Consider the following 15,954-nt stretch of genomic DNA (forward strand, 5'->3'; position numbering starts at 1 on the left):
GAACCGATGAAACGGTTCGTGCCTGGGGCGGTCATTGCGCCCCGAGGCGCCGGCGGGGAGGCCGGCCAGGGGCATTGACGTTCGTTCGGCTGATCCATGACTTCCTGCGTTTCTCTTTCCCGCGGCCGCGCTCCTGCGCGCCGCTCTCTCGCCTGCCTGCCGCTCGCGCTGGCCTCGGCCTTCGGCGGCCTCGCGCTGATCCCGCTGTCCGCGCTCGCGCAGGACGCCACGCCCGCGCTGCCCCAGACGGTGGTCACCGCCAACCGCACGCCGCAGCCGTTGTCGGACCTGGTGGGCGACGTGTCCATCATCGACCGCGAGACCATCGAGCGCAGCGGCGCGACCGGCGTGGCCGACGTGCTGGCGCGCCAGCCGGGCATCGAGATCACGCGCAACGGCAGCGTGGGCAACACCACCAGCCTCTTCATCCGCGGCGCGGAAACGCGCTTCACCGCCGTCTACCTGGACGGCGTGCGCATCGATTCGCAGACCACCGGCGGCGCCGGCTGGGAAAGCATTCCGCTCTCGCAGATCGACCGCATCGAAGTGCTGCGCGGACCAGCGGCCGCGGTGTATGGGTCGGACGCCATCGGCGGCGTGATCCAGCTCTTCACCAAGCGCGGCGAAGAGGGCGTCTCGCCCTACGCGGGCATCGGATTCGGCAGCCACGGCCTGCGCAAGATCGAAGGCGGCGTGAGCGGCAAGTCGGGCCTGTTCGACTACTCGTTCGGCGTCGCGCACGAAGAGAGCAAGGGCTTCAACGTGCAGCCCGCCGACAAGCGCACGCCTTCGAAGGACGGCTTCACCAGCCCCGACCGCGACGGCTACCGCAGCACGTCGGGCAACCTGAAGCTGGGTTTCCAGATCACGCCCGACCAGCGCATCGACGCCACCTTGCTCCAGAGCAACATCGAAGCCGGCTACGACCCCTCGGTGAGCTTCAGGACCAAGCCGCCGATCCTCTTCAAGAACGACGTCTCGACCAACACGCTGCGCACCGCGGGCCTCACCTGGTCGGCCAAGTGGAACGACATCTACAGCACCCGCGTGCAGGTGACCGACTCGCAATCGGTCTACAAGACGCAGCCCTCGTTCTACCGCACCGAAACCAACCTGCGCGGCTACCTGTTCCAGAACGAATTGCGCTTCGGCCCGCACCTGGTGACGGCCACGCTGGAGCGCCGCGAAGACGCGCTGGAGAACGCGCCCACCACCTCGGCCAAGCTCCTGTCGCAAGACCGCTCGCAGAACGCCCTGTCGCTCGGCTACGGCTTCGTGCAGGGCCCGCATTCGCTGCAGCTGCACGTGCGCCGCGACAAGGACAGCGAGTTCGGCGGCAAGACCACCGGCAGCGCCGCCTACGGCTTCGCCATCCTGCCGTCGCTGCGCTTCACCGCGTCGGCCGGGACGGCCTTCCGCGTACCGACGCTCTACCAGCGCTTCAGCGAATACGGCATCGCGACGCTCAGGCCCGAGGACAGCCGCAACGTCGAGCTGGGCCTGAACTACGCCAAGGACGGCACCACCGCCGGCATCGTGGTTTACCGCAACCGCGTGCGCGACCTGATCAACTTCGTCGGTACCGCCAAGGGCTGCGCCTCGGCGTTCGGCTGCTACACCAACGTGAACCGCGCCACGCTGCAGGGCGCGACGCTCTCGGCCAGCCAGCGCCTGGGCGACGTCACGTTGCGCGCCTCGTTCGACGTGCAGGACCCCAAGGACGCCGACACCGGCAACCTGCTCGCGCGGCGCGCCAAGCGCCACGGCACGCTGGGCGCCGACTGGCGCGTGGCCGGCTGGACGCTGGGCGCCGAGGTGCAGGCCTCCAGCCAGCGCTTCGACGACACGGCCAACACCGTCAAGCTGGGCGGCTACACGCTGCTGAACCTCTCGGCCAGCACGCAGATCACGCGCGACCTGAACCTCATCGCCCGCATCGACAATGTGGGCGACAAGGACTACCAGTTCGCACGGCTCTACGCCAACGGGGGCCGCAGCGCCTACCTCGGCCTCAAGTGGACACCGCAGTAACCAACCGCTCGCCACGACACGCCGCAGCCACCTGCGCCGCGGTGCTGGTGGCCGCGCCCGCCTCGGGGCAGGGCAAGACCACGGTGGCCGCCGCGCTCGCGCGGCTGCATGCGCGCCAGGGCCGGCGGGTGCGCGCCTTCAAGTGCGGGCCGGACTTTCTCGACCCGCACTGGCTCGCGCTCGCCACCGGCGCGCCGGTGCATTCGCTGGACCTCTGGATGACGGGCGAGGCCGATTGCCGGGCGCGCCTGCATGCCGCGGCGGCCGAGGCCGACCTCGTGATCGTCGAAGGCGTGATGGGCCTGTTCGACGGCACGCCGAGCGCGGCCGACCTCGCCGAGCGCTTCGGCTTGCCGGTGCTCGCGGTGATCGATGCGCATGCGATGGCCGGCACCTTCGGGGCGCTGGCCTATGGCCTGCAGAACTTCAGGCCCGGCCTGCCGTGGGCCGGCGTGCTGGCCAATCGCGTGGCGAGCGAGCGGCACGCGGGCATGCTGAAGGACGCGTTGCGGGAGCCTTCGCAATGGATGGGCGCCTTGCTGCGCGACGCGCGGTTCGCGTTGCCCGAGCGCCATCTGGGCCTTGTGGGCGCGGGCGAACTCGACGACGCGATGGCACGGCTCGATGCGGCGGCCGATGTACTGGCGGAAACGCCGCTGGGCCAGTTGCCGGTCTCGCAACTGCCGCAGGTGCGCTTCGATGCCGCATCGACGCAAGATACAGCCGCTACGCAATTGCTGAAGGGCCGCACCATCGCCATCGCGCGCGATGCGGCGTTCTCTTTCATCTATCCCGCCAACCTCGATGTGCTCTCGGCGCTCGGTGCGCGGCTCGTGTTTTTCTCGCCGCTCGCAGGCGATGCGTTGCCAGCGTGCGATGCGGTCTGGCTGCCGGGCGGCTACCCCGAGCTGCATGCCGAGGCCCTGTCGGCGAACGAGCCGATGCGCGCCTCATTGGCCGCGCATGCCGAAGCAGGCAAGCCCATCTGGGCCGAGTGCGGCGGCATGATGGCGCTGTTCGATGAACTGGCCACGCACGCTGGCGAAGAGCCGCAGCACGTTCACCGCCTCTGGGGCCTGCTCCCCGGCCGCGTGACGATGCAGAAGCGCCTCGCCGGCCTCGGACCGCAACAGCTTGAACTTGGAAGCCACACCCTGCGCGGCCACACGTTCCACTATTCGCGCTGCGAAACGCCGCTCGCGCCTTCCGCCCACACCGCGCGGCCCGGCGCCACGCAGCCCGTCGGCGCGCGCGGCGGCGAGGCCTTCTATGTGCATGGCCCGGTGCGGGCCAGCTATTTCCACGCATGGTTCGCCTCCAGCCCCGAGGCCACGGCGCGGCTCTTCGGCGCCATGCCGATCGCGCTGGACAACGACGCAGCAAAGGAAGAGATCGATGAGCGTTGAGCACGAATTCATCCTCGGTGGCCAGAAGAGCGGCAAGTCGCGCCGCGCCGAGCAGCGCGCCATCGACTGGCTCGCCGCCGCGCCCGGCACCCACCGTGCCGTGCTGATCGCCACCGCCCAGGCTTACGACGACGAGATGCTCGAGCGCATCGTGCGCCACCAGGCCGACCGCGCCGAGCGCGTGCCCGGCATGCGCACCATCGAGGAGCCGGTCGAACTCGCGCGCGCCATCGTCACGCAGAGCGCGCCCGAGACGCTGGTGGTGGTCGACTGCCTCACGCTCTGGCTCACCAACTTGCTGATGCCGGCGCGCTGCGAAGCCGCGCGGCCGGTGACGCGCACGCCCGCGGCGCACGCCACCATGCTGCAGATCGCGCTGCGCGAGGCGCGCGGACCGGTGGTGCTGGTGGGCAATGAAATCGGCCTGGGCGTGATTCCGCTCGGCCGCGAGACGCGCGCCTTCGTCGATGCGCTCGGGCGCCTGAACCAGGACGTGGCCGCCGCCTGCAGCCGCGTGACGCTGATGGCGGCCGGCCTGCCGCTGAGCCTGAAGGCGCCCGCCTGATGAAGCTGCGCCTGCTTTCATCGCTCGCCGTCGCCATCGGCCTGTCGCTCTGCGCACTCGCGGCGCACGCCTTCGATGTGGTCGACGAACGCGGCACCACCGTGAGCCTGCCGCAGCCGCCGCAGCGCATCGTCTCGCTGTTGCCGTCGCTCACCGAATCCGTCTGCGCGCTGGGCGCCTGCGAGCGGCTGGTGGGCGTGGACAACTATTCCAACTCGCCGGCCGCGGTGCGCGCGTTGCCGCAGATGGGCGGCGGCATCGAGCCCAACGTGGAAGCCATCGTCGCGCTCCGGCCCGATGCGGTGCTGCTGGCCAAGTCGTCGCGCGTCACGCAGCGGCTCGAGGCGCTGGGCCTGAAGGTGCTGGTGCTCGAACCCAAGAGCCATGCCGACGTGCAGCGCGTGCTCGACAAGCTCGACCAGGTGCTGGGCACGCACGAGGCGCCGCGCGTGTGGCGCGTGATCGATGCGAGCGTCTCGGCGGCGGCGCAGTCGGTGCCCGCGAGCGCGCGCGGCAAGCGCGTGTACTTCGAGGTCAACAGCACGCCATATGCGGCGGGCGAGTCGTCGTTCATCGGCGAGACGCTCACGCGGCTGGGCATGAAGAACATCGTGCCGGCCCAACTCGGGCCGTTTCCCAAGCTCAACCCCGAGTACGTGGTGCGCGCCAATCCCGACCTCATCATGGTCAGCGTGCGCAGCGCGCAGGGGCTGGAGCAGCGGCCCGGCTGGGGCGGCATCCGCGCGGTGCGGGAAGGGCGCATCTGCCGCTTCGACGCGCTGCAATCCGACGTGCTCGTGCGGCCCGGTCCGCGCATGGACGAGGCCGCGCGCCTGATGGCGCAGTGCCTGGTGGACAAGGGCCAGTGAACGCCGCGCACAAGCAAATGCACATGCACACCGCGCACCTGCGCCGCGTGGTGGTTTTCGGCACGGCACTGCTGGTGCTGGGCGTCGCGCTGCTGCTGTTCGGCCTGGGCATCGGCAGCACGGGCTTCGAGAGCCTGCTGGCCGCGCGGCACGACCCGGTGGCGCTGCAGATCGTGTGGGACATCCGCCTGCCGCGCACGCTCGGCGCGTGGCTCGCGGGCGCGCTGCTCGGCCTGGCGGGCGCGGTGGCGCAGGGGCTGTTTCGCAATCCGCTGGCCGATCCCTATCTGCTGGGCAGCGCCTCCGGCGCCTCGCTGGGCGTGGCGGTGGCGCTGATGCTGTTCGGGGGCTCCGCCGCGAGCACGCAATGGGTGATGCGCCTCGGGCTCACGGGCGCGGCCTTCGTCGGCGCGGTGCTCGCGGTGCTGCTCACGCTCACGCTCGCGCGCGGCGTGCAGCAGACGCTGCGGCTCCTGCTTGCGGGCGTGATCGTTGGCGTGGTGCTCGGCGCCGCGAAGGACCTGATCACTATCGCCTCGGCCGACATCCTGCAGGCCATCCAGGGCTTCATTCTCGGCAGCACCGGCCTCGTCGGCTGGAGCGCCTGCGCGGTGATGGGCGCGGTGTGCGCGGTGTGCCTGCTGGCCGCATGGGCGCTCGCGCCGGTGCTCGACGGCTTGGCGCTCGGCGAGGCGACCGCGCGCAGCCTCGGCCTGCCGCTCGGCGCGATGCGCGCCGCGCTGGTCGTGGTGCTCGCGCTGGCCACCGGCGCGGCCGTGGCGCAGACCGGCCTGATCGCGTTCGTCGGCCTTGCGGCGCCGCACCTCGTGCGTTCGGTGGTCAAGACCACGCATGCGCGGCTGATCGTGCTCGCGGCGCTGATGGGCGGCTTGCTGCTGATGGCGGCCGACCTGCTGGCGCGCTGGCTGATCGCACCGCAAGAATTGCCGGTGGGCGTGCTGACTGCGGTGCTCGGCGGCAGCTACCTGCTGTGGCTCATGCATCGCCGCAGCGCGCGTGGAGGTTTGTCATGAGCGGCCCCGCCATCGAAGCGCGCCGCATCAGCGCCACGCTCGGCACGACCGAAGTGCTGCACGGCATCGATCTTGAACTTTCATCCGCGCGCTGGACCAGCATCGTCGGCCCGAACGGCGCGGGCAAGTCCACGCTGCTCAAGGCGCTCGCCGGCCTGCTCGCGCACCGCGGAGAAGTGCGGCTCTTCGGCGAGGCGGAGGGCAAGATCCCGGCCCGCATCCGCGCGCAGCGCCTGTCCTGGCTCGGCCAGAGCGGCACGGGCGAGGCGAGCGCCGACGACCTGATGGTCTACGACGTCGCGATGCTCGGCCGCCTGCCGCACCAGCGCTGGCTCGCCGCGCCGAGCGCCGCCGACCGCGATGCGGTGGAGCAGGCCCTGCGCAGCACGCAGGCCTGGGACTGGCGCGACCGCCCGCTCGGCCAGCTCTCGGGCGGTGAGCGCCAGCGCGTGCTGCTGGCCCGCGCGCTCGCGGTCCAGGCCCAGGTGCTGCTGATGGACGAGCCGCTCGCCAACCTCGACCCGCCGCACCAGGCCGACTGGATGCAGACCGCCCGCACGCTCGTGGCCGAGGGCCGCACCGTGGTCAGCGTGCTGCACGAACTGCCCATGGCGCTGGCCGCCGACGAAATGGTCGTGATGGACAGGGGCCGCGTGGTGCACCACGGCGGCTGCGACGACCCGGCCACCCACACCGCGCTCGAACAGGTGTTCGACCACCGCATCCGCGTGCACCGCGTGGCGGACCAGTGGATCGCGCTGCCGAAATAAGGAACACACACATGCAGATCGAAACTCCCCCCAGCGCAAAGCCCTACGAAAAGCCCGAGGGCGAACGCCGCGGCATCGTCATCGTCAACACCGGCGACGGCAAGGGCAAGAGCACGGCGGCCTTCGGCCTCGCGCTGCGCGCCCACGGCCGCGGCAAGGCCGTGAAGATCTATCAGTTCATGAAGGTGCCTTCGGCGCGCTTCGGCGAGCACCGCATGTTCGAGCAGATCGGCATCCCGATCGAAGGACTCGGCGACGGCTTCAGCTGGAAGAGCCAGGACCTCGAACGCTCGGGGCAGCTTGCGCGGGACGGCTGGGAGAAGGCGAAGGCGGCGATCCTCTCGGGCGAATTCTTCCTCGTGGTGCTCGACGAGATCACCTATCCGCTGATCTACGGCTGGCTGCCGCTCGAAGGCGTGCTCCAGACGCTGCGCGCGCGGCCCAGGCACGTGCATGTGGCGCTGACCGGCCGGCGCTGCCCGCCCGAGATCATCGAGCTGGCCGATACGGTGACCGAGATGACGATGGTCAAGCACGCGTTCAAGGCCGGCATTCCGGCGCAGCGCGGCATCGAGGACTGAGCGCGATGGCGCAGCAGCAGCACGCCTTCGCGGACGACGAGGCGAGGGCGGTGTACCGCGCCATCCGCGAGCGGCGCGACATGCGGCACTTTGCAGGCGGCGAGGTCGCGCCCGAAGTGCTGCGGCGGTTGCTCGAAGCGGCGCACCAGGCGCCCAGCGTCGGCTTCATGCAGCCGTGGCGCTTCATCCGCATTCGCGGCGCCGCGTTGCGGCAGCGCATGCACGACGCGGTCGAGCGCGAACGCGTGCTCACGGCGCGGGCGCTCGGCGAGCGCGAAGACGAATTCATGCGCCTGAAGGTGCAGGGCCTCCTCGATGCGGCCGAGGTGCTGGCCGTGTCGCTCGCGGACGATCGCGACCGTCATGTGTTCGGCCGCCGCACGCTGCCGCAGATGGACCTGGCCTCGGCCTCCTGCGCGATCCAGAACCTCTGGCTCGCGGCGCGCGCCGAAGGGCTGGGCATGGGGTGGGTGTCGCTGTTCGATCCGGTCGAATTGAGCGCCTTGCTCGGCCTGCCCGAAGGCGCCGAGCCCATCGCGCTGTTGTGCCTCGGCCCGGTGCACGATTTCTACGAAGAGCCGATGCTGCAGCGCGAACGCTGGGCCCGGCGCGAGCCGCTCTCGGCGTTGGTGTTCGACGAATGCTGGGGCCAGCCGTCGGACCTGTTTTCTTCCGCCCCCACCGCCGTGGAACCCGCCTGATGCTGGCCTTCGATACCGTCCTCTTCGAACTCGCGCGCCTGTTCCTCTGGCCCGTGACGCTCGGCGTGCTGCTGTCCTTCGTCTACGCGGTGTATTGCCTCGGCGCCTTCGGCATCGAATACCTGCAGCGCCGCCGCGACCCGTCGCGCGCATTGGTGCTGCAGCGCCACCTCGGCGCGAGCCAGGAGCAGATGGAGCTGGTGGTGCTCAAGCACCTCGAAGGCGTGCGCCTGTGCAGCCGCGTGGCGCCGATGCTCGGGCTGATCGCCACGATGATCCCGATGGGGCCGGCGCTGGTCGCCGTCGCGTCGGGCGAGTCGCAGGGCGTGGCGCAGAGCCTCGCGCCCGCGTTCGCCGCGGTGATCGTGGCGCTCGCCTCGGCCTCGATCACCTTCGTGGTCTACACCGTGCGCCGCCGCTGGCTGATGCGCGAACTGGTGACGGTGCTCGATGCGCGGGACCGCTTGTCATGAGCCGGCGCCAGTTCTCGATCTTGAGCAGCCTGGATGCCGACGACGACGACCCGGTGCTCTCGACCATCAACCTGATCGACGTGTTCATGGTGGTGATCGGCATGCTGATGATCGCGGTCATCAACAACCCGATGAACCCGTTTGCGCAGGACAAGGTCACGGTCATCCGCAACGAAGGCAAGCCTGACATGGAGATCATCACGCGCGAAGGGCAGAAGATCACGCGCTTCAAGGCCAGCGGCGCGACGGGGCAGGGCGACGGCGAGAAGGCTGGTACGGCGTGGCGGCTGAAGGACGGCACGATGGTCTATGTGCCGGCGGATGCGGTGCCTGCGGCGCAGGACGGGAAGTGACGCGCGTCTTCGTCTGGCTCGTGTTGATGGCGCTGGCGTTCTGCGCGCAAGCCGAGCCGGACGAACCTTCGCGCATCGTGGTGCTGAGCACGTCGCTGGTGTCGCCGGCGCGCGTGGTGCGGCTGCAGGAAGCGGCGCACGAGGTGGGGCTGCCGCTGCAGGTGGTGTCGGCCGCCAAGGATTCGCCCGAAGCGCTCGCCGCGGCGCTTGACGGCGCGCGGCTGCTGGTGATCGACGCGCCGCACATCAGCGTGGCGCAAGCCGCGGCGGCGCGCTTCGGCGATGTGATTTCGCGCAGTGCCATTCCTTATGTGCTGGTCGGCGAATTCGCGCTCGTCGCGAAAGAGCAGGCCTCCAGTGCAGCGCCCCTCGCGGCCGAGCGCGGCGTCGATGCGGTCTGGGCACAGCGGTTGCGCGAGTACTGGCGGTTCGCCGGTACGGCCAACCTGAAGTCGGCGATGAAAGCGCTCGCGCAGATCGACGACGTCAACGGACTGCCGCCCCCCGTGCCGACGCCGCTCTTGGGCTTCTATCACCCGCGCTGGCCGCGCATCGAGAGCGACATCGCAGCGGTGGACCGGCTGGCGGGCACTGGTGGAACCGTCGCCATCGCCATCAACAGCGCCACCGTGACGGGCGACGACACCGGCTGGCTCGACGCGCTGCTCGCCGCGCTCGAACGGCGCGGCCTGCGCGCCTACGCCTTCTACGGCCCGCGCCAGCAGAAGGACCTGTTCTTTCGCATGACGCACGCGACCCACGCAGCCGGCGCGGACGAGCACCGCGTGGCCGATGTGATCGTCAACGCCGCGCTGGTCTTCACGCCCAACGAGCGCAAGGCCGAGCTGGAGCGCATCGGCGTGCCGGTGCTGCAGACGCTGCCATCGCTCGCGATGGACGCCGCGCAGTGGGCCGCCAGCAAGGACGGCCTCGCGCAGACCGACATCGCCTCGTACTACAGCCCGAGCGAACTGGCCGGCATGACCGACCCGATGCTCGTGAGCGCGCGCGATGCCGCCAGCGGCACGCTGCAGCCGCTGCCTGCGCAGATCGATGCGGTGGCCGGCAAAGCGGCCGCGCTGCTGCGCCTGCAGCGCACGCCGCCCGCGGACCGGCGCGTCGCGATGCTGGTCTACAACTACCCGCCGGGCGAGGCGAATTTCGGTGCGTCGTTTCTCAACGTGCCGCGCAGCGTGAGCAACATGCTCGCGGCGATGCAGTCGGCGGGCTACCGCACCGAGATACCCGGCGCGGACGCGCTCATCGCGCAGGTGCAGGCAACGATGAAGGCGTACTACCCGGTCGATGGCGGCGATGCGTTGCAGCCGCTGCTCGGCAAGGGGCTGGCCGATTCGCTGCCGCTCGCGCGCTATGTCGCGTGGTTTCGCTCATTGCCTGCCGAGACGCAGCGCCGCATCGAGACCTACTGGGGACCGCCCGAGAAATCGACCATGCTGCGGCCCGTCGCGGGCGAACCAGCTTTCATCATTCCGCGCGTGCAGTTCGGCAATGTCGTCGTGCTGCGCCAGCCGCCGCGTTTCGAGCCGGGGACGCAGGTGATCGGCAAAGCGGAGCAGGTCTACCACCGCTCGGCCATTCCGCTGAGCCACGGCTATCTGGCGACGTACCTCTGGCTGCGCACGCAGTTCGGTGCGAGCGCGGTCGTGCATGTGGGCACGCACGGCACGGTCGAATGGTCGGCCGGCAAGGAGCGCGGGCTCTCGGTGCAGGACGATCCGCTGCTGGCGCTCGGCGACCTGCCCAACGTCTACCCGTACATCATGGACAACCTCGGCGAAGCCACCACTGCGAAGCGCCGCGGCCGCGCGACGATGGTGAGCCATTCGACACCGATGTTCGCGCCCGCGGGCTTTCGCCCCGGCGTGCAAGCGATGCACGAGCGCATGCACGACTGGGAAACGCTGTCGCCCGGGCCGGTGAAGCGCGCGATGGAAAAGCAGCTCGCGGCGGAGTTCGTCGAACAGCGCTACGACCGCGACCTGAAATGGACGCCTGCACGGATTCGCGCCGACTTCGCGGGCTTCATCGCGGTGCTGCATCCGTACCTCGATGAACTCGCGCAGACCGCGCAGCCGCTGGGCCTTGCGACCTTCGGGCAGGCGCCCGATGCCGAGCGGCGGCGCATGACGATCCTGCAGATCCTCGGCAAGCCCTTGGCCGAAGCGTTGGGCGAAGACGTCGACGAGGCCTTCCTGATCGATGCGAAGAACATCGCGGCTTCGCGCCTCGCACGATGGGTCGAGGTGGCGGTCAAGGACGCCGATGCCGCGAGCGCAATGGGCGCGGATGCCAAGGCGCTGCGAACCATGGCCCTGCGCGCGCAAAAGATCGACACCGCGCTCGCTAACAACGAAGAAATCGAAGGCCTGCTCACCGCGCTCGACGGCCGCTACCTCAAGGCCAGCTACGGCGGCGACCCGGTGCGCAACCCCGACAGCCTGCCGGCCGGCCGCAACCTCTACGGCTTCGACCCGAGCCGCGTGCCGACGCGCGCCGCGTGGGACATCGGCGTCGCTGCGATGGACGCGTGGATCGCCGAGCACGCCAAGGCCCATGCCGGCAAGCCGCCAGAAAAAATCGCCTTCACCCTCTGGGCCGGCGAGGCCTCGCGCCACCAGGGCGTGCTGGAGAGCCAGGCCTTCTACGCCATGGGCGTGAAGCCGCGCTGGGACGAGGCGGGGCGCATCGCCGGCATCGAGGTCCTGCCCGCATCGGTGCTGAAGCGGCCGCGCATGGATGTGCTGGTCAGCGTCACGGGCTCGTACCGCGACCAGTTCCCGAACGTGATGCGCTGGCTCGACGAGGCGGTGCAGCAGGTCGCGGCGCTGGACGAACCGGGCAATGCGGTCGCGCAGCACAGCGCGGCGCTGGCCCGCAAGCTGCGCGCGGAAGGCGCCACGCCGGCCGAGGCCAGGCGCTGGTCGACCGCGCGCGTGTTCTCGAACGAGCAGGGCAGCTACGGTGCCGGGCTCGAAGAAGCTGCGCTCGCGAGCGACGTGTGGACTTCGCAGCGCCGCGGTGGCGGCGATGCGCAGATGGCGCAGCTCTACATGGACCGCATGGGTCATGCGTATGGCCAGGGACTCGACGGCGCGGCGCGCCCCGGTGCCTTCGCGGGCAATCTCGCGCAGGTCGATGCGGCGCTGATGGCACGCACGTCGAATCTCTACGGCGTGCTCACCAACGACGATCCGTTCCAGTACTTGGGCGGCATCGCACAGGCCGTGCGCCAGCTCACGGGCAAGGACCCGGCGCTCTACGTGCAGAACCTGCGCGACGCCGGCGCTGTGCGCACCGACACCGCAGCCGGCGCCATCGCGCGCGAAATGCAGACGCGCTACCTGCACCCGCAATGGATCGAAGCGCAGAAAGCCGAGGGCTACAGCGGCACGCTGCAGGTGCTCAAGACCGCGCAGTTCCTCTGGGGGTGGCAGGTCACCGCGCCCGCGGCGGTGCGGCAGGACCAGTGGCAATCGCTGCACGACGTGTACGTGCGCGACAAGTACCGGATCGGCACACGCGAATGGCTGGAGGGCGACAACCGCGCCGCCTTCGCGCAGACGCTGGAGCGCATGCTCGATGCGGTGCGGCTGGACTACTGGAGGCCCGATGCCGCGACGCGGCGCGAACTCGCGAAGGCCTACGACGAGGCGGTGCGCGCCACCGGGCTGCGCGAGCGCAACGCCGGGGTGCAGCGCTTCGTGCAGGCCGAGCTGGCGCCGCGGGCTGCCGCGCCGGTCGAGGTGCGAAGGGCGCCAGCCGCGGCGCCGGTCGAAGCGAGTGCCGCACAAGTGCCCGAAAAGGCAGCGGAGGCGCCCGCACAGGAAGGCACGCAGCCCGTGACCGGCCTCAAGCTCGAACCCACGCCCGACGAAGCGCCGCCGCCGAAGGCCGAGGCGGGCGCGCTGCGATTTTGGGTCGCGCTCGGCGCCGCCATGCTGGTCGCACTCGGCGCGCTGGCGCAGTGGCGGCGCGGCCGAGCATCGCCGGCCCATGCCTGATTCGCGAGAATGACGGCCCCGATGCCAGCCCTTTCCCTCGCTCACGCCCTCATCGCCGTTGCGGCGCTGTGGCTCGCGCTGGCCATTGATCGCTGGTTCGGCGAGCCCACGGCGCGCCTGCATCCGGTGGTGTGGATGGGCGCCTACCTCGGCTGGATCGGCTCGCGCGTCGCGCCCAAGGCATGGCAGGCCATGGCGCGCGACCTGCCGCTCTTCTTCATCGGTGCGTTGACGTGGTGCCTCGGCGGCATGGCGGTCTGGTGCGTGGCGTTGCTGCTGCAATCGCTCGTCACGCTGCACCTGCCCGCATGGGCCGCGGCCGTGCTGCTGGGGCTGCTGCTCAAGCCGCTCTTCGCATGGCGGATGCTGCGCGACGAAGTGCTCGCGGTCGAGGCGGCGCTGGCCGTCTCGCTCGACGCGGGCCGCGCGCAGCTGGCCCGGCTCGTGAGCCGCGACGTCGCCGAGCTCAGCGAGCGCGAGGTGCGCGAGAGCGCGATCGAGTCGCTGGCCGAGAACCTCAACGATTCGCTGGTGGCGCCGCTGTTCTGGTTCGTACTGCTCGGCCTGCCGGGCGCGGCGCTCTACCGCTTTGCGAACACGGCCGACGCGATGTGGGGCTACCGCGGCGAGCGCAAGGGCCTCGACTGGACATGGCTCGGCAAATGGGCGGCGCGCGCGGACGACGTGCTCTCCTGGGTGCCGGCGCGCCTCACCGCGCTGCTGCTGGCGCTTGCCGCGTGGCAATGGCCAGGAGGCCTAGGGGAGGAAGCGCGCCGCACGCCATCGCCCAACAGCGGCTGGCCGATGGCGGCGATGGCGCTGCTGCTCGGCGTGCGGCTGGCCAAGCCGGGCGTTTACGCGCTGAATGCCGAGGCGCGGCGCGCCGCCACGGAGGACACGCAGCGCACGGCGGTGCTGGCGGGCAGGGCGGTGCTGGCGGCGGCCGTGTGCGCATCGCTGGCGATCGCGGGCATCGCGGCATGGGTGAGGTGGCCATGAGCATCGCCAGTCTTCTCCACGGCGGCCCCGACGAGACCGGTGCTGCGCCACATGACTTTTCGACGAACGGCAACGCCCTGGGCGCGTGCCCGGCGGCAGTGGCCGCGGTGCGCGCGGCCGACGCGACGCACTATCCCGATCCGCGCTACACGGCGCTGCGCGAACGGCTCGCGGCATTTCATGGCGTGGATGCCGGACGCATCGTGATCGCGGCGAGCGCGAGCGAATTCATCCACCGCATCAGCGCCGCTGTCTCACGCGACGGAGGCCGGAAGGTCTGGCTGCCCATGCACAGCTACGGCGATTACGAGCGCGCCGCGCAAGCCTGGGGCCTGCAGGTGTCGCGCGCGCCCGCGCCGCACGACGGCGCGGCGCTGCACTGGTGCTGCGAGCCCTCGAGTCCGCTGGGGCAGGCGCAGGACGATCTCGCGCTGCATGCGCAAGTCGGCAGCACCTGCGTGCTCGACATGGCCTACGCGCCGCTGCGCCTCGAAGGCCGTGCTTCGCTCGATGCCGCGCAGCGCGACCGCGTCTGGCAACTGTGGACGCCGAACAAAGCCATGGGCCTCACCGGCATTCGTGCCGCTTACGCGATCGCGCCCGACGACGCGGCCGCCGCGCCGCTGATGCAGCGCCTCGAACAACTCGCACCGTCATGGCCTCTCGGCACGCACGGCGTGGCACTGCTCGAAACCTGGACGGGCGACGAAGCGCAAGCCTGGCTCGCCCAGAGCCTGCAGACCCTGCGCATCTGGAAGTCGCAGCAGCGCGCGCTCTGCGAGTCGTTGGGCTGGCAGTGCCTTCCCAGCGACGCCAATTTCTTCTGCGCCCGCACCGACATCCCGTACCCCAGATTGGCAACCGCCTTGCGCGCCGACGGCATCAAGCTGCGCGACTGCGCCTCCTTCGGCCTGCCGGGCCACGTGCGCCTCGGTGTGCTGCCGCCGCAGAGCCAGCAGGCGCTCAAGCAAGCCTGGACACGCGCCGCCGCTTGCACCGAAGATTGAAACCATGCTCTACGCCATCACCTCGCTTTTCCTTTGCCAATTGGCCGGCGAACTGCTCGTGCAGTGGCTGGGCCTGCCGATTCCGGGGCCGCTGATCGGCATGGTGCTGCTCTTCATCGCGCTGCTGGTGCGCGGCGGCGTGCCGCAGGCGCTGGCCGACACCTCGGGCCACCTGCTGCGCAACCTGATGCTGCTGTTCATTCCCGCCGTGACCGGCGTCATGCTGCATTTCGAGCGGGTGGGGCGCGAGTGGCTGCCGTTCCTGGCGGCCGGCATCGTCGGTGCGGCCTTCACCATGACCGTCACCGCGCTCACCTTCCGCTGGATGATCCGCATCACCGGAAAGAACGCCGAATGAGCGCGCCCGCCAAGCTCTCCGAGATCTGGGTCTTTCTTGCCCAGTCGCCGCTGCTGTGGCTCTCGCTCACGCTGCTCGCGTACCTGGGCGCGCTGTGGCTGCACCGGCGCAGCGGCGCGAACCCGATGGTCAATCCGGTGCTGATTTCCGTCGTGGTCATCGTCACCGTGCTGCTCCTCACGCGCACGCCCTACGACACGTATTTCGAAGGCGCGAAGTTCGTGCATTTCCTGATCGGCCCGGCGACCGTGGCGTTGGCCGTGCCGCTCTATGGGCAGATCGCGCGGCTGCGCAGGCTATGGCTGCCGATCGGCGTGGCGCTGCTGATGGGGTCGGTGGCGGCCATCGTCTCGGCCATCGGCATCGCGTGGGCGCTGGGTGGTTCGCACGAACTGATCATGTCGCTCGCATCGAAGTCGGCCACGATGCCCATCGCGATGGGCGTGGCCGAGAAGATCGGCGGCCTGCCATCGCTCGCTGCGGTGGCCGCCGCCGTTGCGGGCATCTCGGGCGCGATCATGGCGACCGGTCTTTTGAACCTGCTGCGCATCAAGGAGCCCGCGGTGCGCGGCTTCGCGGTCGGCATGGCGGCGCATGGCATCGGCACGGCGCGGGCCATCCAGGTGAACGAAACCGCGGGCGCGTTTTCTGCCCTCGCGATGGGGCTGAACGGCATCGCGACGGCGCTGCTGGTGCCGTTGCTGGTCAAATTGCTGGGTGCCTGACGCGCGCACCGGCGCCAGTCCATGCGAAGGCGACAGTCGGCCGCACCATCGAATCACTCT

At 70.4% G+C, this 15,954-nt stretch carries 15 protein-coding genes; all 15 read left to right on the forward strand.

Going from position 1 to position 15,954, the window contains the following annotated elements:
* Positions 1-96 precede the first annotated feature (96 nt).
* Genes JC881_RS20365 through JC881_RS20435 form a run of 15 tightly spaced genes read left to right on the forward strand, consistent with a single transcriptional unit; the run spans position 97 to position 15,894 of the window.
* Complete coding sequence (locus JC881_RS20365; RefSeq protein WP_198787513.1) at positions 97-2,031, forward strand: TonB-dependent receptor domain-containing protein; 1,935 nt, start codon at positions 97-99, stop codon at positions 2,029-2,031.
* Positions 2,016-3,437 carry a cobyrinate a,c-diamide synthase gene (locus JC881_RS20370; protein ID WP_198787514.1) on the forward strand — a complete coding sequence of 474 codons (1,422 nt, stop codon included), beginning with the start codon at positions 2,016-2,018 and terminating at the stop codon, positions 3,435-3,437. Before JC881_RS20365 ends, JC881_RS20370 begins: the two co-directional genes overlap by 16 nt.
* The gene (locus JC881_RS20375; RefSeq protein ID WP_198787515.1) at positions 3,427-4,002 is read left to right on the forward strand and encodes a bifunctional adenosylcobinamide kinase/adenosylcobinamide-phosphate guanylyltransferase; all 576 of its coding nucleotides are present in this window, start codon (positions 3,427-3,429) and stop codon (positions 4,000-4,002) included. The genes JC881_RS20370 and JC881_RS20375 overlap by 11 nt, the downstream gene beginning before the upstream one ends.
* The gene (locus tag JC881_RS20380) at positions 4,002-4,871 is read left to right on the forward strand and encodes an ABC transporter substrate-binding protein (protein WP_198787516.1); all 870 of its coding nucleotides are present in this window, start codon (positions 4,002-4,004) and stop codon (positions 4,869-4,871) included. Before JC881_RS20375 ends, JC881_RS20380 begins: the two co-directional genes overlap by 1 nt.
* A gap of 23 nt (positions 4,872-4,894) precedes the next feature.
* Positions 4,895-5,905, forward strand: coding sequence for a FecCD family ABC transporter permease (locus JC881_RS20385; RefSeq protein WP_198787584.1), 1,011 nt, complete (start codon positions 4,895-4,897; stop codon positions 5,903-5,905).
* The gene (locus JC881_RS20390) at positions 5,902-6,675 is read left to right on the forward strand and encodes an ABC transporter ATP-binding protein (protein ID WP_198787517.1); all 774 of its coding nucleotides are present in this window, start codon (positions 5,902-5,904) and stop codon (positions 6,673-6,675) included. Before JC881_RS20385 ends, JC881_RS20390 begins: the two co-directional genes overlap by 4 nt.
* Before the next feature lie 11 nt (positions 6,676-6,686).
* Positions 6,687-7,256, forward strand: a complete 570-nt coding sequence (gene cobO, locus JC881_RS20395) for a cob(I)yrinic acid a,c-diamide adenosyltransferase (RefSeq protein WP_198787518.1) — start codon at positions 6,687-6,689, stop codon at positions 7,254-7,256.
* 5 nt (positions 7,257-7,261) lie between these two features.
* A complete protein-coding gene (bluB, locus tag JC881_RS20400) occupies positions 7,262-7,957 on the forward strand; it encodes a 5,6-dimethylbenzimidazole synthase (RefSeq protein ID WP_198787519.1) in 696 nt (231 codons plus the stop codon).
* Positions 7,957-8,430 carry a MotA/TolQ/ExbB proton channel family protein gene (locus JC881_RS20405; protein ID WP_198787520.1) on the forward strand — a complete coding sequence of 158 codons (474 nt, stop codon included), beginning with the start codon at positions 7,957-7,959 and terminating at the stop codon, positions 8,428-8,430. Before bluB ends, JC881_RS20405 begins: the two co-directional genes overlap by 1 nt.
* A complete protein-coding gene (locus JC881_RS20410; RefSeq protein ID WP_198787521.1) occupies positions 8,427-8,783 on the forward strand; it encodes a DUF2149 domain-containing protein in 357 nt (118 codons plus the stop codon). Before JC881_RS20405 ends, JC881_RS20410 begins: the two co-directional genes overlap by 4 nt.
* Complete coding sequence (gene cobN, locus JC881_RS20415) at positions 8,780-12,805, forward strand: cobaltochelatase subunit CobN (RefSeq protein ID WP_198787522.1); 4,026 nt, start codon at positions 8,780-8,782, stop codon at positions 12,803-12,805. Before JC881_RS20410 ends, cobN begins: the two co-directional genes overlap by 4 nt.
* Positions 12,806-12,826: 21 nt before the next feature.
* Positions 12,827-13,804 (forward strand): adenosylcobinamide-phosphate synthase CbiB, encoded by a 978-nt coding sequence (cbiB, locus tag JC881_RS20420; protein ID WP_198787523.1) that lies wholly within the window; start codon positions 12,827-12,829, stop codon positions 13,802-13,804.
* Positions 13,801-14,811 (forward strand): aminotransferase class I/II-fold pyridoxal phosphate-dependent enzyme, encoded by a 1,011-nt coding sequence (locus JC881_RS20425; protein WP_198787524.1) that lies wholly within the window; start codon positions 13,801-13,803, stop codon positions 14,809-14,811. The genes cbiB and JC881_RS20425 overlap by 4 nt, the downstream gene beginning before the upstream one ends.
* A 4-nt stretch (positions 14,812-14,815) precedes the next feature.
* Positions 14,816-15,169: a CidA/LrgA family protein gene (locus tag JC881_RS20430; RefSeq protein WP_198787525.1), complete on the forward strand. Its 354-nt coding sequence runs from the start codon at positions 14,816-14,818 to the stop codon at positions 15,167-15,169.
* A complete protein-coding gene (locus JC881_RS20435) occupies positions 15,166-15,894 on the forward strand; it encodes an LrgB family protein (protein WP_198787526.1) in 729 nt (242 codons plus the stop codon). The genes JC881_RS20430 and JC881_RS20435 overlap by 4 nt, the downstream gene beginning before the upstream one ends.
* Positions 15,895-15,954 lie beyond the last annotated feature (60 nt).

It is taken from the genome of Variovorax sp. IB41, assembly GCF_016405905.1.
Lineage (GTDB): Bacteria > Pseudomonadota > Gammaproteobacteria > Burkholderiales > Burkholderiaceae_C > Variovorax.

Coding starts and splice junctions, on each gene's coding strand:
- JC881_RS20365 (WP_198787513.1), top strand. CDS start 97: ATGACTTCCTGCGTTTCTCTTTCCCGCGGCCGCGCTCCTGCGCGCCGC.
- JC881_RS20425 (WP_198787524.1), top strand. CDS start 13,801: ATGAGCATCGCCAGTCTTCTCCACGGCGGCCCCGACGAGACCGGTGCT.
- JC881_RS20385 (WP_198787584.1), top strand. CDS start 4,895: ATGCACACCGCGCACCTGCGCCGCGTGGTGGTTTTCGGCACGGCACTG.
- JC881_RS20375 (WP_198787515.1), top strand. CDS start 3,427: ATGAGCGTTGAGCACGAATTCATCCTCGGTGGCCAGAAGAGCGGCAAG.
- cobO (WP_198787518.1), top strand. CDS start 6,687: ATGCAGATCGAAACTCCCCCCAGCGCAAAGCCCTACGAAAAGCCCGAG.
- JC881_RS20405 (WP_198787520.1), top strand. CDS start 7,957: ATGCTGGCCTTCGATACCGTCCTCTTCGAACTCGCGCGCCTGTTCCTC.
- JC881_RS20435 (WP_198787526.1), top strand. CDS start 15,166: ATGAGCGCGCCCGCCAAGCTCTCCGAGATCTGGGTCTTTCTTGCCCAG.
- cbiB (WP_198787523.1), top strand. CDS start 12,827: ATGCCAGCCCTTTCCCTCGCTCACGCCCTCATCGCCGTTGCGGCGCTG.
- JC881_RS20390 (WP_198787517.1), top strand. CDS start 5,902: ATGAGCGGCCCCGCCATCGAAGCGCGCCGCATCAGCGCCACGCTCGGC.
- bluB (WP_198787519.1), top strand. CDS start 7,262: ATGGCGCAGCAGCAGCACGCCTTCGCGGACGACGAGGCGAGGGCGGTG.
- JC881_RS20410 (WP_198787521.1), top strand. CDS start 8,427: ATGAGCCGGCGCCAGTTCTCGATCTTGAGCAGCCTGGATGCCGACGAC.
- JC881_RS20380 (WP_198787516.1), top strand. CDS start 4,002: ATGAAGCTGCGCCTGCTTTCATCGCTCGCCGTCGCCATCGGCCTGTCG.
- JC881_RS20430 (WP_198787525.1), top strand. CDS start 14,816: ATGCTCTACGCCATCACCTCGCTTTTCCTTTGCCAATTGGCCGGCGAA.